The organism is Brachybacterium sillae (genome assembly GCF_025028335.1).
GTDB classification, from domain to species: Bacteria; Actinomycetota; Actinomycetes; order Actinomycetales; family Dermabacteraceae; genus Brachybacterium; species Brachybacterium sillae.
Genome location: NZ_JAFEUW010000001.1, coordinates 1,834,540 through 1,857,554 on the forward strand (window position 1 = coordinate 1,834,540; position 23,015 = coordinate 1,857,554).

16 protein-coding genes, 2 pseudogenes and 1 other annotated feature are annotated in these 23,015 nt (G+C 71.9%); of the genes and pseudogenes, 12 read left to right on the plus strand and 6 right to left on the minus strand.

Translation table 11 applies throughout. The annotated features are described in order from the left end of the window. Positions 1-389: 389 nt before the first annotated feature. A complete protein-coding gene (locus JSY14_RS08465) occupies positions 390-1,043 on the minus strand; it encodes an HXXEE domain-containing protein (protein ID WP_087114236.1) in 654 nt (217 codons plus the stop codon). A gap of 97 nt (positions 1,044-1,140) precedes the next feature. On the opposite strand from JSY14_RS08465, the gene JSY14_RS08470 reads away from it, so the two are divergent. From JSY14_RS08470 to JSY14_RS12575, 5 genes and pseudogenes are all read left to right on the plus strand, one after another. Continuing rightward, a complete protein-coding gene (locus JSY14_RS08470; protein ID WP_240968869.1) occupies positions 1,141-1,731 on the plus strand; it encodes a TetR/AcrR family transcriptional regulator in 591 nt (196 codons plus the stop codon). A 325-nt stretch (positions 1,732-2,056) separates the two neighbouring features. Continuing rightward, positions 2,057-2,227, plus strand: coding sequence for a hypothetical protein (locus tag JSY14_RS08475; protein WP_259558312.1), 171 nt, complete (start codon positions 2,057-2,059; stop codon positions 2,225-2,227). Between the two features lie 89 nt (positions 2,228-2,316). Further along, positions 2,317-3,851 (plus strand): annotated as a pseudogene (locus JSY14_RS08480) (IS1634 family transposase). A gap of 121 nt (positions 3,852-3,972) precedes the next feature. After that, positions 3,973-5,385: an IS1380 family transposase gene (locus JSY14_RS08485; RefSeq protein ID WP_432803606.1), complete on the plus strand. Its 1,413-nt coding sequence runs from the start codon at positions 3,973-3,975 to the stop codon at positions 5,383-5,385. Between the two features lie 261 nt (positions 5,386-5,646). Beyond that, positions 5,647-5,804 (plus strand): annotated as a pseudogene (locus JSY14_RS12575) (IS3-like element IS3501 family transposase); the annotation flags it as partial. Next, positions 5,703-5,805, plus strand: a sequence feature (AL1L pseudoknot). (Overlaps the previous pseudogene by 102 nt.) A gap of 21 nt (positions 5,806-5,826) precedes the next feature. Here JSY14_RS12575 and JSY14_RS08495 read toward each other — a convergent pair. Together JSY14_RS08495 and mtnN are read right to left on the minus strand one after the other, a co-directional pair. Beyond that, on the minus strand, positions 5,827-6,876 hold the full coding sequence (locus JSY14_RS08495; RefSeq protein ID WP_349773604.1) for a BCCT family transporter: 1,050 nt from the start codon (positions 6,874-6,876) through the stop codon (positions 5,827-5,829). Positions 6,877-7,010: 134 nt separating this feature from the next. After that, entirely contained in the window at positions 7,011-7,889 is an 879-nt protein-coding gene (gene mtnN / locus JSY14_RS08500) for a 5'-methylthioadenosine/S-adenosylhomocysteine nucleosidase (protein ID WP_285892258.1), read from the minus strand. Positions 7,890-7,971: 82 nt separating this feature from the next. Between mtnN and JSY14_RS08505 the strand changes: the two genes are divergently transcribed. Further along, positions 7,972-8,883: an alpha/beta hydrolase gene (locus JSY14_RS08505; protein WP_259558313.1), complete on the plus strand. Its 912-nt coding sequence runs from the start codon at positions 7,972-7,974 to the stop codon at positions 8,881-8,883. A gap of 9 nt (positions 8,884-8,892) precedes the next feature. Here the strand turns inward: JSY14_RS08505 and JSY14_RS08510 are convergent, their stop codons facing one another. Both JSY14_RS08510 and argS read right to left on the minus strand, forming a co-directional pair. Continuing rightward, positions 8,893-9,612 (minus strand): lysoplasmalogenase family protein, encoded by a 720-nt coding sequence (locus JSY14_RS08510; protein WP_259558314.1) that lies wholly within the window; start codon positions 9,610-9,612, stop codon positions 8,893-8,895. 126 nt (positions 9,613-9,738) lie between these two features. Then, positions 9,739-11,517 carry an arginine--tRNA ligase gene (gene argS, locus JSY14_RS08515; RefSeq protein WP_259558315.1) on the minus strand — a complete coding sequence of 593 codons (1,779 nt, stop codon included), beginning with the start codon at positions 11,515-11,517 and terminating at the stop codon, positions 9,739-9,741. A gap of 162 nt (positions 11,518-11,679) precedes the next feature. On the opposite strand from argS, the gene JSY14_RS08520 reads away from it, so the two are divergent. Continuing rightward, complete coding sequence (locus JSY14_RS08520) at positions 11,680-13,509, plus strand: DUF7937 domain-containing protein (protein ID WP_259558316.1); 1,830 nt, start codon at positions 11,680-11,682, stop codon at positions 13,507-13,509. A 65-nt stretch (positions 13,510-13,574) separates the two neighbouring features. Then, positions 13,575-14,843, plus strand: a complete 1,269-nt coding sequence (locus JSY14_RS08525) for a uracil-xanthine permease family protein (RefSeq protein WP_259558317.1) — start codon at positions 13,575-13,577, stop codon at positions 14,841-14,843. A 110-nt stretch (positions 14,844-14,953) separates the two neighbouring features. Here JSY14_RS08525 and JSY14_RS08530 read toward each other — a convergent pair whose 3' ends face one another. Further along, entirely contained in the window at positions 14,954-17,944 is a 2,991-nt protein-coding gene (locus JSY14_RS08530) for an FAD-binding and (Fe-S)-binding domain-containing protein (protein WP_259558318.1), read from the minus strand. Between the two features lie 131 nt (positions 17,945-18,075). On the opposite strand from JSY14_RS08530, the gene JSY14_RS08535 reads away from it, so the two are divergent. Genes JSY14_RS08535 through JSY14_RS08550 form a run of 4 tightly spaced genes read left to right on the plus strand, consistent with a single transcriptional unit; the run spans position 18,076 to position 22,848 of the window. Beyond that, entirely contained in the window at positions 18,076-18,876 is an 801-nt protein-coding gene (locus JSY14_RS08535) for an aminotransferase class IV (protein ID WP_259558319.1), read from the plus strand. A gap of 3 nt (positions 18,877-18,879) precedes the next feature. Continuing rightward, the gene (locus JSY14_RS08540; protein WP_259558320.1) at positions 18,880-21,102 is read left to right on the plus strand and encodes a chorismate-binding protein; all 2,223 of its coding nucleotides are present in this window, start codon (positions 18,880-18,882) and stop codon (positions 21,100-21,102) included. Positions 21,103-21,112: 10 nt separating this feature from the next. Beyond that, positions 21,113-21,940, plus strand: a complete 828-nt coding sequence (locus tag JSY14_RS08545) for a DUF5926 family protein (RefSeq protein WP_259558322.1) — start codon at positions 21,113-21,115, stop codon at positions 21,938-21,940. Continuing rightward, positions 21,937-22,848, plus strand: coding sequence for a glycosyltransferase (locus JSY14_RS08550; protein WP_259558323.1), 912 nt, complete (start codon positions 21,937-21,939; stop codon positions 22,846-22,848). The genes JSY14_RS08545 and JSY14_RS08550 overlap by 4 nt, the downstream gene beginning before the upstream one ends. Positions 22,849-23,015 lie beyond the last annotated feature (167 nt).

Sequence of the window (23,015 nt, forward strand, 5' to 3'; positions counted from 1 at the left end):
TCTGCACAGACCACCCGCCCGCCTCGCCGCGCAGCCGCGGACCCCCTCGACCACTCATCCCCAACCCCAGGAGGCACTCCATGCGCCAGGGAATCCATCCCACCTACGAACCGGCGATCTTCCGTGACCGCTCCGCGGATTGACAGGCCCGAAGGCGGCGCGCTTCACCGAGCTCTGGGGAGAACCGACCGCCATCCCGGCGGCTTCGGCCCGACGGCGCAACCACCCCGCTCTCGTTGACAAGAGCGGGGCGAGAACCACAGGTGCGTGTGGACCCAGGCGCGGCACCAAACCGCCGCCATCTAGTGACCGCCGCACCGCGGCCCTTCAGTCGCCGTGTTGAGTGCTGGGAAGGACCGCCCGCCGCCCGATGGGTGCGGCCGCCCTGCTCAGGGGCCCGCCAGCATCACCAGCAACGGGACCAGCACAACCACGAGAACGAGAACGACGGCGGCAACCTGCCGCCAGGTGGAACCCGACCACATGCGCCTCAGTAGAATCGGGCCGATCACCAGGTATCCGCAGGCCGTGACCAGCCCCGGGAAGTAGCCGCCGGTCATCACGGTCCACACCAGGTGGGTGATCGCGTTACCCAGGGTGCCGTAGATAACGAAGAACAGGGAGGGCAATAGGAGCGCGCGGCGGCCGTGGACCACGACGCCATACGTCGCGACACCGAAGAGCGCGTAGGAGGCCATGTTGAACCACACGAACACCTCGGGTGCGTAGGGCGCCCCGCCATAGAGCGCGGGAAAGTCCCGCCAAAAACCGGTCTGGAACTCCTCGGCGAAGTGGAGGAACTGCCACCCCAGGGCAACGGCGTACACGGGCAGTGCCCTGCCCGGCGCAGGCAGTGGCGCTCTCGTCCAGTACAGGACCACGACGAGGCCCAGGGTGATCAGGGCGCCCGGCACGAAGGTCACCCACAGAGAGGCGCCACTGCTGAACACCCAGAAGACGCTGCACATTACTGCAGACAGGAGGGCGGCCGCCACCAGATCGCGTCGGCTGAGGGTGCGCTCGGCGGGCGGGAGGAGATTCATGCCGCCATGATGGGGCGCTGGCGACGCCCGAGTCGATCCTGTGGGATTCCCGTGGACCGGCCGGCGGGGAAGCGGTTCCTTGTAAGGTTTGAATGTGTTGGATTCACCGCGCAGCCCAGGCCGCCCGCCGGGCCCGAGCACCACGCGCGAGCGAGTGCTGCGGGCCGCCGCCGCCTCGTTTCATGAGCACGGCTACGAGAAGACAACTCTCCGGGGCATCGCCCGCACGGTAGGCGTTGACGTCTCGACCGTGGCCTATCACGGAGGAGCCAAGCACGAGCTGATCGCCCGGGCCCTAGCCCTGGACGTGGCCCCGGCGGAGCTGCTAGACCGGGCCCTGTCCGTGCCCCGCGACCAAGTACCCGCCGCACTAGTCCGCGTGGTTACCGTGGCCTGGGCGGATGAGTCCCGGCGTCGGCCCGTGGAGTTGCTGCTCTCCACGGCCCTGACCGACCCCCGGGTCGGGGCAGCCTGCCGCAGCTATCTTGAGGTGGAGGTCGTCCGGAGGCTCGCGGAGACTATCGGAGGCCGCGACGCCACCACCCGCGCTCTGGCCGTGGTCTCCCTGGTGGTGGGAGTGTTCGTGACCCGCCACTCCCTCGGCCTGGCCCCGCAGGTGCCCGTGGACGAGCCGTTGCGGTCCCTCGTACCACTTATCGGCTCCATCCTCGATGGACGCAGTTCCTGACCGCCGCTACCAACGTCATGGCCAGGCCACCCGCCCTGTGGCTGCTGGAGGCGAAACAGAGCCGGCGCCAACGAAGTCACGGTGGAACTGATGTGCAGGAAGGTGTCACGAGCGCCGTCGCGAGGGAGGTACCAAACTGGGGCACCCCAGCAGGACACCGACCAAGCCGTCGCTTGCAGTTCCCAATATGGTCTTACTTCCCGATTTTGCGACACTCCTGTCGCACTAGGTATACCCCAGCGCTACACCCCGGCCAGTTGATCCCACGGTTCCCACTATGAAGCGCCTGGGTTCCGTTCCGAGTCTCAGCAAGGAGAATCGGAGCATGCCCAAGAAGTTCAGTCCAGAGCTGCGTGACCGTGCCGTGCGTATGGTCTACGACCGTCAGGTACGCGAGGGTGGTCCCCGTGCAGCATCGATCCGTGCGGTCGCCCCGCAGCTCGGTGTCGGCGAGGAGACGCTGCGGATCTGGTGCAACCGCTACGGCCCCACCTGACTTGGACCTCTCTGGGGTATCGACGCGGGTTTTGGGTGTATCGGTGCTGGTGAGCGCTTCGCGCCTGCCTGGAGTGACACACTAAGCGGGTGGTGTTCCTGCGGAAGGTAGGACGGCGTCGGGGGCGACGGCTGTGCAGATTGCTGAGCGGCGGAACCGTCGGGATGTGGTCCTGGAGCATCTCGGGTCGGCTCATACCGAAGCCGAGCTCGCCGGCCTGATGGAGGCGGGTCGGGAGAAGATCAACGCTGGTCAGGGCGTCCTCGACCTGGGGACAGCAACGTCGACGAGCCCCGCGACGATCACGTCGAAGCAGTCCCGGCTGCTGCTGGAGACGCTGCAGTCCGCGTGGGCGGCGCTGGGGTTCACGGCGATCGGTGATGAGGCATTCTTCCAGCTCGTCGCCGCACGCCTGATCGAGCCGACCTCGATGAGCGACTCCGCCAGAGTGCTGGCGGAGGTCGGGATCGACCCGGTGCATCGCTCGACGATGAAGCGCTGCCTGGCCCGGATCGCCACGAACGACTACCGCGGCCAGATCGCGACGAGGTGCTTCGAGCATGCCGCGACCAGCGGCGACATCTCGCTGGTGCTCTACGACGTTACGACGCTCTATTTCGAGGCGGAGAACGAGGATGCGCTGAGGAAGGTCGGCTACTCGAAGGAACGCCGCGTGGATCCGCTGATCGTGGTCGGCCTGCTCGTGGACCGGGGCGGGTTCCCGCTGGAGATCGGCTGCTTCGAGGGGAACCATGCTGAGACCCGCACGATCGTCCCGATCATCCGCCAGTTCCAGGCCCGGAACGACCTCGCTGACATGGTCGTGGTCGCGGACGCCGGGATGCTCTCGGCGGCCAACCTGCGCGAGCTCGACGAAGCGGACCTGAAGTTCATCGTCGGCTCACGACAGACGAAAGCCCCGGGTGACCTGGCCAATCACTTCCATTGGAACGGGGACGCGTTCACGGACGGGCAGCTGATCGACACCATCACGCCCCGCCACGGGAACACGAAACCCTCCACGACGAAGCGCCGCAAGGAGCCGGTCTGGGACGCAGAGGAGCATCCCGGGCACTGGCGTGCCATCTGGAGCTACCGCACCAAGCGTGCCACCCGGGACAATCACACCCTCACCGCGCAGGAGAACCGGGCCCGAGCCGTGATCGACGGGGACGCGTCGGTGAAGTCGACCAGATTCGTGAAGACCACCGCGAGCGGCCGATCCCTCGATACGGCCTCGCTCGAGCGGGCACGAAGTCTGGTCGGGCTGAAGGGCTACGTCACGAACATTCCTGCCGCCACGATGCCGGCGGCGGAGGTGGTCTCCAGCTATCACGCCCTCTGGCATGTCGAGCAGTCATTCCGGATGAGCAAGACAGACCTGCAGGCCAGGCCCATGTTCCACCGCACCCGTGACGCGATCGAAGCCCACCTCACCATCGTGTTCACGGCCCTGGCGATCGCCAGACACCTCCAAGCAGCGACCGGGTTCAGCATCCGCCGGATCATCCGGACACTCCGTCCCCTCCAGGACGTCACTATCACCATCGCCGGGCAAAAGATCACCGCGAGCCCCGAACTCACCGACGACGCCCGACACGTCCTTCAGCGAGTGACACACTAACCTCGAGATTTCACGGGGGTGTGGTCTCGACCGGCGGAATGAATGGCGAAAGGTGCTCCTGGCCTGGGATGATACGAGGTGTTGAGACCCGTACCCATCCGCTGGAAGGAGCACCTTTCAGGTGTCCCACCCTACCTTGTTCTTCTACCCCCGCCCGCGCGTGGACATCGCTGAGGTCCCCGCGGTCTCACACGCCGGCGCGGTGCTGCTGACCGACACGATCCACGCCACCGGCCTCGCCTCTTCGCTGCGGGAAGCACTGGCTCCTTGGACGAAACCGCTGGCCGAGCACCACGCGGCGAAGGTCCTGCTGGACCTCGCACTCACTCTCGCAATCGGCGGCGAGCACGCTTCGGATACTGATCTGCTGCGATGCGAACCGGACCTGTTCGGAGACGTCGCCTCGACCCCCACGATCTCCCGCACGCTCACCACCCTCGCCCAGGACGCGCCCACCGTGATCGAGGCGATCTCCCAGGCCCGCCGGGCCGCGCGGGAAAGAGCCTGGACCCTCGCCGGAGCGCATTCCCCGGCTGCGGGGGTCAGTGCGAAGAACCCGCTGGTCGTCGACCTCGATGCCACCCTGATCAACGTCCACAGTGAGAAGGAGCAGGCCGCACCGACGTTCAAACGCGGCTTCGGATACCACCCTCTGTGCGCGTTCCTGGACCACGGCAGCGAAGGGACCGGGGAACCACTGGCGATCCACCTGCGCCCCGGCAACGCCGGCTCGAACACCGCCGCTGATCACATCACCGTCACCCGGCAGGCCCTCGCGCAGCTGCCTGCGGGCCTGCTGGCCCGGGGCGGGCGGGGGTCGAAGAAGATCCTGATCCGCACCGACGGAGCCGGCGGCACCAAGGACTTCCTGGCCTGGCTCCAGCGGCAGCGTCTGGCCTACTCAGTCGGGTTCACCCTCCCCGCGAACACCCCTGACCTGCTGGAACGTATCGATGAGGCGCAGGCGTGGACTCCCGCCTATGACACCGATACCGACGGGATCCGCGAGGGGGCGTGGGTGGCGGAGCTGACCGGACTGCTGGACCTGTCCGGGTGGCCTGCCGGGATGCGGGTGATCGTGCGGAAGGAACGTCCTCATCCTGGGGCGCAGCTGCGGATCACCGATCACGAGGGGATGCGCATCACCGCGTTCGCGACCAACTCCCCGCGCGGCCAGCTCCCGGTCTTGGAGCTGCGGCACCGTCGCCGTGCACGCTGCGAGGACCGGATCCGTAACGCCAAGGACATGGGCCTTGAGAAGTTCCCGTTGCAGGGCTTCGCGCAGAACCAGGTCTGGTGCCAGATCGTCCAGCTCGCCAGCGAGCTCGTCGCCTGGATGCAGACCATCGCGCTGACCGGCCATGATGCACGGAAGTGGGAGCCCAAACGGCTCCGCGCACGGCTGTTCGAGATCCCCGCGACCCTCGTGCGCCGCGCCCGGCACAAGGTCCTCCACCTCGCCGAACATGCACCCGAAGCCGTGAGGGTCCTGACCGGCGTCAACCGGCTCCGCACCACCGTCGCACAGACCTAACCCGGCGAGACCACCCGCCCCACCGACCAGCATCAACCTCTCGGGAGTGGAACCCGACCGCCCGCAACGGACACTGCGACGATCTGTCATACCCGAATGCCACAATCAGCAGCTCAACACCGGCAACGACGCCGACCGTCCCCGCTCACCAGCCCCATGAAACATCGAGGCTAAAGAGGTCCAAGTCAGGTCTGGTGCAACCGCTACGGCCCCACCGAGCCGACCGGCCCGGGAGAGCCGCTCGAGGAGGAGAACCGCCGGCTCCGGCGAGAACTCGCCGAGGCGAGACGCGCGAACGAGATCCTGAAAGCCGCCTCGGCGTTTTTCGCAGCGGAACTCGACCGCCCCACGACGAAATGATCGCGTCCATCGACATGCATCGCGAACAGTTCGGGGTCGAGGCCATCTGCCGCATCCTCGGTGCGACAGAATGTGGGTTCATCACCTCCCGCGGATACCGGTCTGGAACGACAGCGAGATGAAGTTCTGCAGGTAGTAGCCGATGCCGGAGACGAAGTCGCGCAGCAAGAACAGCGTGGGCCCCAGGATCAGCACGGCGATCAGCAGCAGCGCCGCGAGCCCCATGTTCAGGTTCGACAGCATCTTGATGCCCTTGTCGAGCCCGCTGACGGCCGACAGCGTCGCGAGCGCCGTGATGACGAGCACCATGACGACCTTGAGCCACTCGGCGGTCTCCGGGAAGAGCCCCAGGTGGGCGAGGCCGGCGAAGATCTGGTTGACGCCGAAGCCGAGGGAGGTGGCGACACCGGCGACGGTGCCGACGATCGCGAGGATGTCGACGAGATCGCCGAGCCAGCCGTCGGTGCGGCGACCCAGCAGCGGTTCCAGGGCCCAGCGGATCGACACCGGGCGGCCGCGGCGGTGGATCGCGTAGGCCATGGCGAGGCCGACGACGACGTAGATCGCCCAGGCGTGCAGCCCCCAGTGCAGGAAGGTCTGGCCCATGGCTCGGCGGGCCCGCTCCTCATCGGCCATGCCGGCGATGTTCGGCGGGATGCTGCCCTCACCGGTGAAGAAGCTCAGCGGCTCCGCGGCGCCCCAGAACACCAGGCCGATGCCCATGCCGGCGGCGAACAGCATGGCGAACCAGCTGAACAGCCCGTACTCGGGGGTGTCGTCGTCCGCTCCCGGGCGGATGTCCCCCAGCCGCGTGAAGGCGACGGTGAGGGCGAACAGCACGAAGGAGGCGACGGCCAGCACGTAGTACCAGCCGATGGAGTCGACGATGGTGGTGTTGATCGCACCGACCACCGCGCCGAACTGCGCGGGCAGCAGCAGCGCGAAGGCGACGGCCAGCAGGATCACGGCGGCGGAGACACCGAAGACGCCGCGCGCGAGCCCGTAGGGGCTCGGGGTGAGGGCGGGGGCGCCGGACCGGGCGGCGGAATGATCGCCTGACGGACGCGGTGTGGCGGGCGCGGGGGATGCAGAGGACGCGGACGGTGCGGGAGACGGTGGAACGGAGCTCACGATGACTTCCGGGTCGGGGACGATTTGTCCACCCCCCTACGAGGCTTCTAACATGTCGCGCTGGGTGCACCGTGAATGACGTGACCAGGGCAACGAGGGACGCCGCAGTTACCCCACGGCCCGGAGCCAGAGGCTCACAACCCCCGCAGCAGCTCCTCCACGACCGCCGCGGAACGTTCCGCGACCACCTCGAGCTCCAGGTGGAACTGCTGGCCGGCCGCCGGTCCGCACAGGTCCGAGACGGTGCGCACGGCGAGGAACGGCACCCCCATCGCCTCGCAGGTGCGGGCGATCGCGGTGGTCTCCATATCGGCGGTGAGGGCCTCGGGGAAGCGCTCCCGCAGGGGTCCGGCGAGCGGTGCCGTGACGAAGGCGTCGCCGCTGAGCATGAGACCGGCGCGCACCGCCCCAGCGTCGAGCCCGCCGACGGTGTCCGAGCCCTCCGCGCCACCGCTGCCCGTGCCGGCCCCGTGGCGCAGGAGGTGGTCGGCTGCTGCTGTCGCGCGGTCGACGAGGGTCGGCTCGGCCTCGTGGCGGACCGGCCCACCGGGAACCTGTCCGGGCGCGTACCCGAAGGCGGTCGCATCGGCCAGGGACCAGGTGAAGGCGCTACCGACCACGACGGTACCCACCTCGATGTCGGCGGCGAGGCCCCCGCAGGAGCCGGTGTCGATCACCAGACGAGGATGCTGGGTGAGGATCCCCCAGGTGGTGGCGGCGGTCGCGGCGGCGACGCCGATACCGCTGGTCAGCACGACGACCTCCTGCCCGGCGAGGCGCCCGGCACGGGCGGAGGCCCCCGCGAGCGGGACGGGAATCGCCCGCGCCCCCTCCAGTCGCCGGTGCAGCGGCGCCGCCTCCTGTGCCATCGCGACGAGCACCAGGACGGGGCCGCCGGGTGTCGGGGCCGCAGAGCCGGACGTGTCGGGCGTCGGGGCAGCGGAGGTGTCGGTCGGCGGGGTGTCGGGGGAAGCTGGAGTCGGGGTGCCGGGGGCGGGGATCGAGTCGGTCACCGCGCCAGCGTACGGGGCGCACGCACCCCCCGCGGGTACGCTGGCGGGGATCGCCGAACCCCGCCGGGAAGGAGTCCGCTCGATGGGCCGGATCGCCGACATCGTGACCACCGGGGCCCGGGCCGTGCGCAACGCCCCCGTGCCCGGACCCGTCTACACGCAGGGCCTGGCGGAGGCCCGCCGGGCGCTGCCGCCGGGCCGGGTGCAGAAGAAGCACGCGGTGGACGTCGAGATGATCGATCGCACCCGGTGCGTGTGGCTGGATCGCCACCTGGCCGCGGAGGGCGTGATCGTGCACCTGCACGGCGGCGCCTATGTGTCGGGCCCCTTCGGTGGGGACTGGGAGTGGCTCTCGGCGCAGGCCGAGGCCCGCCGCTGCGCCGGCCTGATGATCGACTACCGCGTCGGCCCCGACCATCAGCATCCCGTGGCGTTGGAGGACACCGAGGCGGCGTTGCGCGAGCTCGTGGCCCGCGGGGTGCTGGGGGAGGGCTGCTGGGTGCTCAGCGGCACGGATGCCGGCGGTGGGCTCGCGATGGTCCTCGCGCACCGCCACTGGAGCGGGGGCTCGCACGCGCCCGCCCTTCCCCGCCCCGCCGGACTGCTGATCATGGCCGCGTGGATGGATCTGGAGCTCGCGAACCCCGGCATCACGGAGACCGGGCGCCGCGATCCCGTGCACGAGCGCCGTCTGCTGCGGGCAGCGGCTGCCGCCTACGCGGGCCGGACCCCGCTGGATGACCCGGAACTGTCCCCGGCGAACGCCGACCTGAGCGGTCTGCCGCCGGTGCACCTGTCAGTCGGGACCCGCGACCTGTTCCTCACCGAGGACCGTGTGCTGCGGCTGCACCTCGAGGAGAACGGCGTCCAGGTGCGGTACCGGGAGGTCAATGGCCGCCTCGGCGGCCTGCCCTGGATGCGGCGCGGGGAGGACACCGCCCGATTGCTGCGGGAACAGGCCCAGTTCATCGGTTCCGTGATCGGCCGGCGCTGAGGCGTCGGATCATCCCTCGACGACGACCAGCGTCGATCCGCCCTGCGGGAGCCTCCGCGGGCGCGGGGGCTGGTCATCGGCGGCTGTCAGCAACCCCCGCAGGAGCAGCGCTTGCGCGGTGATGTAGCAGGCCATGATCACCACGTCGGCATGGGGGAACCACGCCCCGGGCAGGAACCACTTCATGGCGATCAACGTGCTGGACAACAGGAACAGGGAACTTCCCACCCAGGTCCACCCGTTCACCCCGGCGCCCAGGAAGGCCACCACCCCGAGCATCAGCCCGTAGAGCAGCAGCATCGGCAGCCATCGCCCGGCCGCCCCGGGAAGGCAGGAGACCGCCAGTCCCAGCACCACCGCGGTGACAGGGATCGCCAGCAGGGTCCGCGACAGGCTCCGCTGCCGCCACCACAGGGGCAGCAGCGCCCCGGCGTACAGCATCAGCGTCCCGAGGAAGAGGGCCGCGGCCGCGGTGCGCCGGGCGTCTTCCGCGAGCGCCTGCGGGACCACATCCCCCAGGCCCGCCGCACCGATGGCCATCGCCGCCAGCACCAGGGTGCGGTTCCATCGGGGGCGGTGGGCCACCAGCACCAGCAGCAGCAGGGGCATCAGCAGCGGCTGCGTGGAGACGGCCAGGGAGGTGTGCCCGGCGCCGAGTGCGACGAGATGCACCAGAGCGACGGCGGCATACCCCGCCCACGCCCCGATCACCAGCCCGTTCGCCCGCATACCGCGAACCTATGGCCCTTCGGAGGATCGCACGTCCACCGTGAGTCGGATTTCCCCCGACGTACGGTCACGATCCGGTCTCGGCGTCCGTGGCGACGGACGCCGAGGCCGGCTGGACGATTCCGGTCACATGCGCTCGGGAGCCTGCACCCCGAGGGCGTCGAGACCGTCGACCAGCACCCGCTCGGTGAGCTCCGCCAGCGCCAGCCGCCCCGCGCGGATCTCCTCGTCCGCCTCCTTGAGGATCGGGCAGGCCTCATAGAAGGCGGTGAACGCCTGCGCCGTGGCGAACAGGTACGCCGCCAAGCGGTGCGGCTCCCACTGCTCGGCGACGGCCTGCAGCGTCGGCGCGTGCTTCAGCAGCTGCAGCGCCAGGGCGCGCTCGGCGTCGTCCACCACCCGCGGCGCGACGACCGCCCCGTCGGCACCGGTCAGGGAGACCCCCAGCTCAGCGGCCCGGCGGCGGATCGACCGAATCCGCGCCACCGCGTACTGCAGGTACGGGGCGGTGTTGCCCTGCAGGGCGAGCATCCGATCGAGGTCGAAGACGTAATCGGAGTCGTGCGCGGTGGACAGGTCGGCGTACTTCACGCCACCGATGCCGATCATGCGGGCGATCTCGGCGCGCTCGGCCTCCGGCAGGTCGGGCCGCAGCTCGTCGATCACGCCCTGCGCCTTGGCGACGGCCTCTTCCAGCAGCGCCATCAGGCGCAGGGAGGACCCGGAGCGGGTGCGCAGGATCTTGCCGTCCTCCCCGAGCACCGACCCGATCTTCACGTGCGTGGCCTCGACGTCCTCCGGCAGCCAGCCGGCCTCGCGGGCGGTCGTGAAGATCATCTGGAAGTGCAGCTCCTGCGCGGTCCCGACCACATAGGCGATGCGGTCGGCGTGCAGGTCATCGACCCGGTGGCGGATCGCCGCGAGATCGGTGGTGGCGTACCCGTAGCCGCCGTCGGACTTGCGGATGATCAGCGGCAGCGGCTCGCCGTCGCGGCCCGTGAAGCCGACGGGGAACACGCACAGCGCGCCATCGGACTCGCGGGCGATCCCCGCGCTCTCCAGGTCGGCGACGGTGCGCGGCAGGGCGTCGTTGTAGGTGGACTCCCCGGCCAGGTCGGCGTCGGTCAGGGTGACGTCCAGCAGCTCGTAGATGCGGTGGAAGTACTCCTTCGACATCCCCACCAGGCGCTCCCAGATGGCGAGCGTCTCCGGATCGCCCGACTGCAGCGTCGCGACGCGCTTGCGGGCGCGGGTGGCGAAGTCGCTGCCGTCGGCGGACGCCCCCTGCGTCTCCGCGGCGTCGAACTTCGCGCGAGCCGCCTGGTAGAAGGCGTTGGGATCGGTCTCCAGCAGCTTCGCCTCATCGCTGCCCTCGCCGACCTCCAGCAGGTGCTCGATGAGCATGCCGAAAGGGGTGCCCCAGTCACCGATGTGGTTCTGCCGGATCACCGTGTGACCCAGCTTCTCCAGCGTGCGGGCGAGGGCGTCACCGACGACGGTGGTGCGCAGATGACCGACGTGCATCTCCTTGGCGACGTTCGGCGCCGAGTAGTCGATGACCACCCGCTGCGGCTCGAGGGCGGGGATCCCGAGGCGGTGATCGGCGGCGACCTCCGCGGTGCGGGCGGCGATCCAGTCGGTGCGCAGCCGGATGTTGAGGAAGCCGGGGCCGGCGATCTCGGGCGCCTCGGCGATGTCGTCCAGCTCCACCGCCTCGACGATGCGCTGAGCGACATCCCGCGGCTTCTGCCCCAGGCGCTTGGCCAGACCCATCGCCGCGTTGCACTGGAAGTCCGCGAACTGCGACGGGCGGATGATCGGATCGGCGGTGCGGTACTCCTCACCGAAGGCCGAAGCGAAGGCGGACTGGAAGCGCGCGGCGAGCGCCGTCTCGGGAGCGGTCATGGTGTGAGCCTAGTGGGGTGGGCGGACGGAGCGCGGATCGCTCTGACCGGCGCGCCCCGCTCGCGTGCGCCGCTTCGCGCCCTAGACTCGCCCCGGACCGGTGGGTCCGCCGACGGATGGCCACGCCGGCACACCGGAGAGTCAGCAGGATGGACGGGGTCGATGGCGAAGGACGAGCGCACGTCGTCGGGCGGGGGGATCGAATGGATCTTCGCTGCGGCGGATCCGCGCACCCTCCCCACGGATCGGCTGCCCGGACTCGACGAGGTCGACGCGTACGCCGAGGGTCGCGGCGCCGACGGTGCAGCTGAGGGCGCCTCCGCCGGTGACGACCCGCAGTCCGCGCGTCCGAGCGGCTCGCCCGTGGCGGACGGGATCATCAGGCGCACCGCGGAGACCGTCGCCCGGGAACGCCATGACTCCGACACCTCCCACGCCACCCACGCCGCCGCCGGAGCATCCGGTGGCCGCCTGGCCGCCCGGCCCGTCCCTCCCGTCGGGCCCGCCCCGGATTTCGGACCCCACGGTGACGAATCACCGGTCCTGCCCGAGCGCAGCTTCGCCCGATCCGGCACCACCCCCAACGCCGAGGAGCGGGACCGCGCCCCCGTCGTCCCCCTGCCCTCCCGGTTCGCCGCACTGAACGGCTGGGATGCTCTCCGGGACGGCCTGGCGCTGGTATGTCTCATCGGCGGTATGACCACGCAGCTGACCGGACGCGCCTACTCCGAGGACGCCACGCCGCTGGTCGCCGTGCTGGAGACCGTCACCCGGATCGCTGTCGGCCTGTCGCTCACGGGCCTCGTCGCCGTCCACCTGGGCCGGTGGATCCCGGCGAACCCGCCGCTGCGGACCCTGCGGGTCGTGCGCATGGCCTCGATGTCGCTGAGCCTCCTCGCGGCCCTCGCTGTGATCGTCGCGGACCTCGTCACCGGCCTGCCGGTGCTCTTCGCGTCCCTGCCCGACGGGCCGCCGGTGGGCGTCGGCGTCGGGACCGCCCTGCTGGTGGCGGGCAGCCTGGTCGGCATGGAGCCTCGACGCCACGAGGGTGCCATCGCCCCGCCCGCGGCGCCGCTGCTGGTGCGTCGCACCCTCCGTTCCCTGCTCGCCGTCGCCGGGGTGTTCTACCTGCTCAGCTGGGTGATGGTCATCGGTCGGGTGGCCACCACCGGGTGGGCGTACTCGCTGCTGGCAGCGGCCTCCGCGGCGGTGTCGATGCTGGTGGTGATGCTGGTGATCCGCGCCGGTGTGGGGCGCGACCGCTCCCGCTACGTGTTCTCCGCGGCGATGGTGGCGGGCCTGCTGCTCGGCGCCCTGGCTGACAACTCCCTGCGCCTGAACTTCGCCTCCGCGCAGTCGGTCGCCACCGGTTTCGTGTACCTGCCGTGGTTGTTCGCGGCCCTCGCCGTCATGGTCTCCCGCACCGCCGTGCGGGCCGTGCGCCTGACGTTCCGACGGGTCGACTGGGTCGTGCACACCCTGCGCGCCTTCGAGATCAGCGCCGTGCTGCATGCCGCGGCGGTGGTGTGGGCCGTGCTCGCCGCGATCGCCGCCCTCGGGGGCGCGGCGGTGGCTCCGGTGGCACTGCTGATCGTCGATGCCGCCGTGGCGCTGGTGTTCGTGGTCGTCTCCCTGTTCGCGCGGCGTTCCCTGCTGGAGCGTCCCGCGGCCACCGCCCGCGCCGCCGCGGTGGTCGCCGCGGTGGTGATGATCGTCGTCGGGTTCCTCGACATCATCGTGAACTCCCTGGCCACTGGCGCCGGAGCGGGGCTCATGACCGGCGGGGTCGCGCTCGCCGTCGGCCTGGCTGCGGGTCTGATGCTCACCGTGCCGGCGCCTGTGCGCGACGAATACGGCGCCCCGGACCTCGGCCGCATGTTCGAGGAGTTCCGCGCTCGCAACGGCGGTGACCGCACCCTCGCGTCGCGCGTGCCCGACGTCTCCGCCGAGCGTGCCCGCCGCAAGGTGTTCCCCGCCGGGTCGGGCCGCTGACCCCACCCGCACCTCTCCACCCCGACCCCCGCACCTTTCCATCCCGACCCCACCCAGGAGTGCCCGTGTTCCGCTGGACGCTGCACGGCGACGGCCGCACCGTCGCGCCCGACGCGATCGTCGCCCCCGATGAACGCCTCAGCTGGCCCGTGACCATCGGCATCGGCGCCCAACACGTCATCGCCATGTTCGGCGCCACCTTCCTGGTGCCACTGCTGACAGGATTCCCGCCCTCCACCACCCTGCTGTTCTCCGGCATCGGCACCCTGCTGTTCCTGGTGATCACCGGGAACCGGGTGCCCAGCTACCTGGGGTCCTCGTTCGCATTCATCGCCCCGGTGGTCGCGGCCACCCAGTCGCAGTCGATGGGCGCCGCGCTCGGCGGCGTCCTCGTGACCGGCCTGCTGCTGGCACTGCTGGGCCTGGTGGTGGCGAAGGTCGGCACCCGCTGGATCGGCCTGCTGATGCCGCCCGCGGTGATGGGCACGATCGTCGCGCTGATCGGGTTGAACCTCATCCCCGTCACCTACCAGAACAACTTCTCGAAGTCCCCCCTCACCGCGGTGATCACCCTCGCCGCGATCGTGCTGGCGACGGCGCTGTTCCGCGGACTGCTGGGGCGGGTGTCGGTGCTGTTGGGCGTGCTGATCGGCTACCTCGTGGCGGTGCTGCGCGGCGAGGTCGACTTCACGCCCGTGCGGGAGGCCGCCTGGCTGGGGCTGCCCGAATTCCACGCCCCGTCGTTCCACCCCGGTCTGATCCTCATGTTCCTGCCGGTGATCCTGGTGCTGCTGGCGGAGAACGTCGGCCACGTGACCAGCGTCGGCGTGATGACCGGCCGGAACCTCGACGGGATGGTGGGCCGCACCCTCGCTGCGGACGGCCTGGCCACCGCACTGTCGGCCACCTTCGGCGGCTCCGCCACCACAACGTACGGCGAGAACATCGGCGTCATGAGCGCCACCCGTGTGTACTCCACCGCCGCGTACTGGGTGGCGGGCGTGATCGCGATCCTGCTGTCGCTCTCACCGAAGGTGGGCGCGCTGATCTTCACCATCCCGCCGGGGGTGCTGGGTGGCGTCACCTTCGTGCTGTACGGACTGATCGCCGTGGTGGGCATGCGTATGTGGATCGACGGCAGTGTCGACTTCTCCCGGCCGAAGAACCAGCTCACGGCGGGCGTGGCCTTCGCCGTGGCGATCGCGAACGTCACCTGGAAGAGCGGCGGCGTGGAGCTCAACGGCATCGCCTTCGGCACCCTCGCGGCGCTGATCGTGTACCACCTGATGGCTTGGCTGGGCCGCCACACCGGGACCGACGTCAAGGGGCACTGAGGCGGGCCCGGGGCCGGGCCCGGGGGCGGTGTCTGGGGCGGCGCGGTGGCTGGTGCCCGGGCCGGTGCGCGGTCTGACGTGCCTGCGTCCGCTTGCCGGGAGCACACCCGTCACTCTGCGTAGGAGTGGGGCCGGGTCGCGACCTCCAGCAGCTCGAGGATGTGGCGGTAGGGCCGGCCGGTCGCGGCGGTCATGCCCAGCTCGCAGGTGCGGTTCGCGCTCACGTACCACTCGGTCTCGCGCCGGGCGACCTCGGCGGCCTCGGAGGCGGTGGCGGATGCGGTCAGCTCCGGGTGCAGCATCCCGCGATCCCCCGCGTAGCCGCAGCACCCCCACGCCACCGGCACCACCACATCGCGCTCGGGGTCGGCGACGCATGCACGGGCGAGAGCCAGGACGTCCTCGGTGGACCCGAGGTGGGTGGTGGAGCAGGTCGGGTGCACGGTCACCGAACCGACGGGAGTGGTCACCGGCAGGCGCTCCAGCAGCACCTCCCGCGCGAAGGTCGCCGCGTCGATCACCCGCAGTCCTGTGCCGTCCAGGGTGTCGCGCACCCCCTCGGTGCAGCTGGCGGCATCCACCACCACGGGCAGCTCGCCACCGCGACTGGCCTCAACCAGGGCCTCGCGCAACCGGGAGCGCATCCGGTTCTTCGCGACCGTCATGCCCTTCGACGAGAACGGGGTGCCGCAGCAGAGGTCGGCGGCACCGGGCGGCTCGGTCAGGCCGACACCGGCCCGCGCCGCGAGGACCTCGAGGGCCGCCGCGGCTCCCCGCGCCCTCGACCCCCCGAGCCCCAGTGAGGAGGCGTCGGAACGGCCATCGTGTCCGGATCCGGTGCAGGCACAGCCGTCGTGCGCACCCTGGCCCGGGCTGCAGGCATCGGCCGGTCCGAACATGGTGTGCACGCAGGCGCGCAGGTGCACCGCCACGACCGCTGTCTCGGCGTCCCGCCCAGCCCCGTGCGGAGCCGCCGCGCGTCGCCCAGCCCCGTGCGGAGCCGCCGCGCGTCGCCCAGCCCCGCGCCGGGCGTCCCCGCGCCCAGCCTCCCCGCGCCGGGCACCCCCGTGTCGCGGCAGCTCCGGCCGGTAGTCGGGCACCGCCTCCTCCCCGGCGACCGCCCGCGCCGCCCGCGTGACCAGCCCCGGAACCGCACCCAGCACCGGCACCTGCCGCACCGCCCCCGCCGCGGTGAGCGCCACCGACGCCCCGCCGGTCACGGCGCCCCAGTGTTCTGCCGCGAGGGCCCACCCCCGCTGCACCACCGGCCCCGCCGCCTCGGCCCGCAGGCGCCGCACCAGGTCACCGGTGTCGATGCCGAGAGGGCACGCCACCGCGCACAGGCTGTCGACCGCGCAGGTCTGGACCCCCTGATACGGGTAGGCGGCGCGGATCGCCTCCGCGGTGGCCGCGTCCCCATCGGCCTCTGCGCGCTGCAGCGCACGCCGCAGCCCGATCCGCTGCCGCGGCGTGAGGGTGAGGTCGCGGCTGGGGCAGACGGGCTCGCAGTACCCGCACTCCACGCAGCGGTCGACCTCCTCCTCGACGCTCACCGTCGGCTTCAGGTCGCGAGTGTGCAGGGCCGGATCCTGCGTGAGCACCACCCCCGGGTTGAGGATCCCCGCCGGGTCCACCAGCTCCTTGAGCCGTCGCATCACGGCGGTCAGACGCGGCCCGTACTGACGCTCCACGAACGGCGCCATCGCCCGCCCGGTGCCGTGCTCGGCCTTGAGGTTTCCGCCGTGGCCCAGCACCAGCTCCACCATCTGCTCGGTGAATGCCTCCAACCGGTCCCCGCCGGCGTGCAGCTGCTCGGTGAGCAGGAAGTGGATGTTGCCGTCCTTCGCGTGCCCGAAGATCACCGAGTCGTCGTAGCCGTGGGTGTCGAACAGCTGCTGCAGACCCCGACAGGCCGCCTCCAACCGCTCCACCGGCACGACCACGTCTTCCAGCAGCGCCGTCGTCCCGGGCCGTCGAGCGCCTGCCACCGCCGCGTACAGGCCCTTGCGGGCGCTCCACAGCGCCGCCCGGCGCCGCGGGTCGGTCGTCGGATCCACCCGCACCCCGCCGAGCTGCGCCTCGAGGGTTCGGGCGCGGGCGATCAGCGCCTCCAGGGACTCCCGGTCCCCGGCGCGATGCTCCACCAGCAGCGCCGCCCGGCCGTCGGTCCGCAGACCGTGCAGCTCCTGCGGGGCGGTCGGCAGGGCCTGAGCCACCTGCAGGGAGCGGGCGTCGAGAAGCTCGATCGTGGCCGGATCGGTCGCCAGCACCTCCCCGAGGGCACCGGTCGCGGTGCTGAGCGAGTCGAACACCAGCAGCGATGCCGCGGCCTCCGGTTCCACCACCACCGTGTCGAACACCGCGGAGCTGACGAAGGCGAGGGTCCCCTCCGATCCGACCACCAGATGCGCCAGCACCTCGGCCGGGGTGTCGAAGTCCAGCAGCGCGTTCAGCGCGTACCCCATGGTGTTCTTCAACGCGAAGCGCTTCCGGATCACCTGCACGCTGTCGGCATCGGCGCGCACCTCGCGCACCAGGCGCGCCAGGCCCTCATGCAGCGCCGGTTCGGCCTCCCGCAGGGCGGCGTCGGCCCGAGGATCCCCCGTGTCGACGATGGTGCCGCTGGGCAGCACGAACCGCAGGGAGGCCAGGGTCCGGTACGCGGTCTGGGTGGTGCCGGCGGCCATGCCGGAGGAGTTGTTCGCGATGACCCCGCCGATGGTGCAGGCGGCCTCCGAGGCCGGGTCGGGCCCGAGGCGGCGACCGTGCTGTGCCAGGTGGGCGTTGACCTCCCGCAGCGTCGCTCCGGGGCCGGTGCGCACCCGCCGACCACCATCGAGCACCTCGACCTGCCGGAAGCCCCGGCGCACGTCGGCGAGGGTGGAGGCCGACTGCGCCTGCCCGGCGAGGCTGGTGCCGCCGGAGCGGAAGGTGAGGGGCCGACGCTGCGCGGTCGCCTCCCGCATCAATCGCACCACAGCGGCCTCGTCGCGGGGCCGCGCCACCGCCTCCGGGATGAGCAGGTAGGGGGAAGCATCGGGCGCGAGGGCCTGGCGCGCGACGATGTCGCGGTCGAGCAGGGACGGTGCGGGGGCGCTCATGCGGTCACACTACCGACGCGGTCCGACGCTCGAACCTCCTCGTCGGGGTCACGGGTGGTCCGTGGGGGCCGGGCGATACGCTGTGCGGGCTCGCCGTCCGACGTCCCTGCGCGGTGGGCGGAGGGAGGACCGTGGTCGAGCCGCTGGTGATCGACTCGTACCTGGTGGTCGACGGCCGCGCGCAGGGTCTGGACCTGCATGAACAGCGTTTCGCGGCCTCGGTGGGGGAGCTGCTCGGGATCGGGGCGGATGAGGTGCGTGCCCTGCGTCGACGCGCCGAGGCCGTCACTCCGCCCCAGGGTCGCTGGTTCCCGCGCTGGGAGGCCCGGCCCGCGGGTCGGGCCGACCAGGCTGCGCCGACCGCCGACCAGGCTGCCCCGACCGCCGACCGGGTGGCCCCGGCGGCCCTCGACGTCCAGGTGCGGCCTGCCCCGCCGCGCCCCGACCGCGCCGGCCTGTGGATCACCTCCGACCCCGACCCGCGCCGTCGCCCCCGCCACAAGGGGCCCGACCTGCCCGCCCTCACCGACCTGCGCGCCCACGCGGAGACCGCCGGCATGACCGACGCCCTGCTGCGGGACGCCGATGGACACCTGCTGGAGACCGACCACAGCGCCCTGGTGTGGTGGCGCGACGGCGCCCTGTGCCTGCCGGATCCGACGCTTCCGGTGCTGCCGTCGGTGACCGCCCGGAGGCTGGTGCAGGCGGCGCGTTCCGCGGGGATCGCGGTGCGCACCGAGCGTGCCCGCTGGCAGGATCTGGCCGGCTGCGAGCTGTGGTGCGTCGGCGCCCTGCGCGGGGCGGACCTCGTCACCCAGGTGATGGGGGAGGAGAACCTGCTGGTCACCCACGCATCGGCCCATGATCGGGTGACCCACTGGCGCGCGGTGCTCGACGGACAGGTGCCCGCCGTGAGCCCGGAGGGGAGCTGACCGATGCGGATCCTGCTGATCGACAACCACGACTCGTACACCGACAACCTGGCGCAGCTGCTGGCGACCAGTCTCGGCACGCTGCCGCTGGTGGTCAGCGCCGACGATCCCGCCCTCACCGCCGAGCTGGTGGCGCTCAGTGACGCGGTGGTGATCTCCCCGGGACCGGGGCACCCTGCGCGGCCCGCGGATGTCGGCGCCTGGCCGGGTCTGCTGGCCGACGATGCGGCGACTCCGGTGCTCGGCGTGTGCCTGGGCCACCAGGGTCTGGCGCTGCTGAGCGGCGCCCAGGTGGTGCACGCCCCGCAGCCGCGACACGGGCATCTCTCACCGCTGCGGCACAGCGGTGACGGGTTGTTCGCCGGCCTGCCGCAGGGCCTGGAGGTGGTGCGGTACCACTCGCTGTCAGTGGCCGAACCGATGCCGTCGTGCCTGGTGGCCGACGCGTGGTCGGAGGACGGCGTGCTGCAGGCCTTCCACCGCATCGACCGGCCGTGGTGGGCGGTGCAGTTCCACCCTGAATCGGTGGCCACGGAGCACGGTGCGCAGATGGTGCGCAGTTTCGCCCGCCTGACGGGCCTGGACTCCGCCCCCGCAGGGGACTGGCGCGAGCCGCGACCCGGTGACGACGACACGGTGCGCCCGGTGGCGCTGCGGCCCTGGGACCTGCCGCCCGTGGGACCCGCCGACCGCCCCGCCGCCGACGACGGCCCCGCCGCGGACGGCCGCGCCGCCAACGGCCGCGCCGCCAACGGCCGCGCCGCCGACCGTACCCCCGCAGCCCCGCACCTCCTCCACCGCGCCCTGCCGATGCTTCCCGATCCGGAGGCCCTGCACGACCGTCTGCTCGCCGGCCGTTGGGCGTCGTTCTGGCTGGACAGCGCCCGCACCGGTGACGGCCAGGGGCGGTTCTCCTTCCTCGGCCATCCGGCCGGTGCGCTCGGGGAGGTGCTGCTCGGGCGGGTCGGCGCCGGGGTGGAGGTCCATGCGGCCGACGGCACCGTGCGCGGCCACGAGAACGCCGGCCTGGCGGCGGTGTTGCAGCAGCGTCTCCGGCAGCGCGCCCGACCCGCCGACCCCGAGCTGCCCTTCGACCTCGACGGCGGGTACGTGGTGGCCCTCGGCTATGAGGCGGGGGCCGAGCTGGGCCTGCCGATCACCCACCGCTCCGCCGCCCCCGACGCCCTGATGATCGCCGCGACGCGGATGGTCGTCCTGGATCACCGCGAGCGGTGCTGCTGGGTACTGGCGCTGGTCGACCCCGCCGACGCGGAGGATGTCGCGGACGGGCAGGCGTGGATCGACGAGGCCGCTGCGGTGGCCTGTGAGGTGCCGGAGGCGCCGGCCGGGCCCGTCCCGCCGCGGGAGGGGGACGGGGCGGGTGCCGTTGTTCCGTGGGACCCCGCGGCGGGCCTGCGCCTGGGCCGCGCGGCCTACCACCGGGCGTTCGACCGCATCCAGCAGCTGCTGCACGACGGCGAGACCTACGAGCTGTGCCTCACCGACGCCTGGACCGGCCCCGCCCCGGCGGACCTCACCGCCGCCTATCGGCGTCTGCGCCGCGGCAACCCTGCCCCGCATGCCGCGCTGCTCACCGCCGGCCCCACCAGTGTGCTCAGTTCCTCCCCGGAGCAGTTCCTGCGCCTGCACCGCGACGGCACGCTCCTCACCAAACCGATCAAGGGCACCGCCCCGCGCCATGCGGACCCCGCCCGTGACGCCGAGATCGCCGAGACCCTCCGCGCCGGGGCGAAGACCCGCGCCGAGAACCTGATGATCGTGGACCTGCTGCGCAACGACCTGGCGCGGGTGTGCGAGACCGGCAGCGTGCACGTGCCGAGCCTCATGGCTGTCGAGAGCTACGCGACGGTGCACCAGCTGGTCACCACGGTGGTCGGGCGTCTGCGCCCGGACCGCGACGTGACCGACGCGCTGCGCGCCTGCTTCCCCGGCGGGTCCATGACCGGAGCGCCGAAGGAACGCACCCTGGCGTTGATCGACGAGATGGAGGGTCATGCGCGCGGCCTCTACTCCGGCACCCTCGGGTATGTGGCGCTGTCGGGCGCGGCGGACCTGTCGATTGTCATCCGCACCGCCGTCGTGCACGAGGATCGGATGCACATCGGCGCCGGTGGCGCGATCGTGCTGGACTCCGACGCGGAGGAGGAGAGGCAGGAGCTGCTGCTGAAGCTCGGCGCCGTGCTGGAGTCGCTGGTCGATCGGTAGAATCCCGGGCATGTCGACCTCTCGCAGCGCCCTCGTCCGCCGCCCCTTCGAGGGCCTGCCCGCTGAGCGGGACCTCGTGGCCATGCGCCAGCTGATCCCCGCCGCCACCCTCCCGACCCGCACCAGCGCGGAGCACGGGTCGGTGCCGGTCACGATCGCGACGATCCTGCCGATGGCGTGGCCGGCGATCCGCCGCACCGACGGCTCCGTGATCCTGGGCCTGCAGGCCTCCGTGCCCGGTGGTGACCTCTCCCGCGCCTTCGGCCAGGCGCTGCATCAGGCCCTCGACTCCGAGGACGGCACTCCCGTCACCTCGGTGCGCCTGACGGATGCGTCCCCGCGGCTGCAGGACCTGCTGGACGTCACCGACGATCCGCAGATCGAGGTGCACGACACCTTCGACTTCTGGATCGACGAGGCCGCCGAGCGCACCCCCGAGGTGGAGCGCTCCCTGGCGCAGGCCAACGACTCGATCATGCCGACCCGCCCGGTGCCGGGCCTGCCCCACGCGTACTGGGTGGATGCGGGACCGAAGGAGCACCTGCGCTGGGTGCTGGACGCCGAAGAGGACCGCGTGATCGACGCCGTCGCCCGCCTCCACGCCCGCCGCGAGTCCGGCCTCGGGGAGGGCACCAAGTACGTCGGCTCCTTCCGCGCGGAGGGTCTGACCGTGCCGGTGTGGGACCTGCCCAAGGGCTTCGGCGCCGGTGGTGTCGCGGCGGTGGCCGAGGAGTTCCGCGCCCGCTTCGAGGAGGCCCTGGCGTCCACCGAGCCGCTCACCCCGGCCGAGCGCCGCGCCCGCGGCGGCATCGTGGCACGTCAGGTCACGCTGCGATGACCCCGCCGGCGGAGGTGCTCACCGCGCATCGCCCCCGGGCGGTTGCGGTGGTCATCCCCGCCAAGGACGAGGCCGAGCGGATCGAGGCCACCGTCCGCGCCGCCCGGGAGCTGCCGCAGGTGGACCTGGTGGTGGTGGTCGACGACGGTTCGTCCGACGCCACCTCGGCCCTGGCCAAGGGCGCCGGGGCCCGGGTGGTGCGGCATCCGCGCAACCGCGGGAAGGCCGCGGCGATGGAGACCGGGGCCCGGGCCGTCGCCCACCTGGAGCGGCACGAGGCCCCGCCGCCCGCGGAGCCGACCTCCGCGCAGCCCGCCGCCGCGGAGCCCACGTCCGCGCAGCCCGCCGCCGCGGAGCCGACCGCCGCAGAGCCGGCCGCTCAGCCGGAGGGCGGGCCGACCCCCGCCGTCGGTCCGGCGTCCGCCGAGCGCATCCCCCGTGCTCTCCTCTTCCTCGACGCCGACCTCGGGGGGAGCGCCGCCGAGGCCGCGCCGCTGATCCCGGCCGTGCTGGGGGAGGGTGTGGACATGGCGATCGCCCTGCTGCCGCCGCAGCCGGGCGCCGGTGGCATGGGCCTGGTGGTCGGCACCGCCCGCCGGGGCATCGAGCGCGCCACCGGCTGGCGGGCGCAGCAGCCGCTGTCGGGGATCCGTTGCCTCACCCGTGAATGTTGGGACGCCTGCCAGCCGCTCGCCGCGGGCTGGGGGGTTGAGACCTCGCTGACGATCGACGCGCTGACCGCGGGCTTCTGGGTCAAGGAGATCCCCTGCGCGCTCCAGCATCGGGCGACCGGGAACGACCTTTCCGGGCGCCTGCACCGGGCCGGCCAGCTGCGTGACGTGGTGCGTGCTCTCGCTCGGCGTCGTCACCTGCGCCCGCCGGAGCCCGAGGGCGAGCCCGAGATCTGACCTGCGGCCCGACGTGCGGGACCGGCCCGCAGCCGGGACGCCTGAGCGCCGTCGCGCGGGCCCGCTCCGGCGCCCCGGCGCCTCGGGGCCTCGGCGTGCGCGTTGTGACGTGCCTGCTTCCACTTAGTGGAAGCGAACGCGTCACAGTGTGCCGGGGCCTCAGCCGG

Bases quoted from the DNA above. Each gene is read 5' to 3' on its own strand.
- JSY14_RS08465 (WP_087114236.1), bottom strand. From the start codon at position 1,043: ATGAATCTCCTCCCGCCCGCCGAGCGCACCCTCAGCCGACGCGATCTG.
- JSY14_RS08475 (WP_259558312.1), top strand. From the start codon at position 2,057: ATGCCCAAGAAGTTCAGTCCAGAGCTGCGTGACCGTGCCGTGCGTATG.
- JSY14_RS08505 (WP_259558313.1), top strand. From the start codon at position 7,972: ATGGGCCGGATCGCCGACATCGTGACCACCGGGGCCCGGGCCGTGCGC.
- JSY14_RS08510 (WP_259558314.1), bottom strand. From the start codon at position 9,612: ATGCGGGCGAACGGGCTGGTGATCGGGGCGTGGGCGGGGTATGCCGCC.
- argS (WP_259558315.1), bottom strand. From the start codon at position 11,517: ATGACCGCTCCCGAGACGGCGCTCGCCGCGCGCTTCCAGTCCGCCTTC.
- JSY14_RS08520 (WP_259558316.1), top strand. From the start codon at position 11,680: ATGGCGAAGGACGAGCGCACGTCGTCGGGCGGGGGGATCGAATGGATC.
- JSY14_RS08530 (WP_259558318.1), bottom strand. From the start codon at position 17,944: ATGAGCGCCCCCGCACCGTCCCTGCTCGACCGCGACATCGTCGCGCGC.
- JSY14_RS08540 (WP_259558320.1), top strand. From the start codon at position 18,880: ATGCGGATCCTGCTGATCGACAACCACGACTCGTACACCGACAACCTG.
- JSY14_RS08545 (WP_259558322.1), top strand. From the start codon at position 21,113: ATGTCGACCTCTCGCAGCGCCCTCGTCCGCCGCCCCTTCGAGGGCCTG.
- JSY14_RS08550 (WP_259558323.1), top strand. From the start codon at position 21,937: ATGACCCCGCCGGCGGAGGTGCTCACCGCGCATCGCCCCCGGGCGGTT.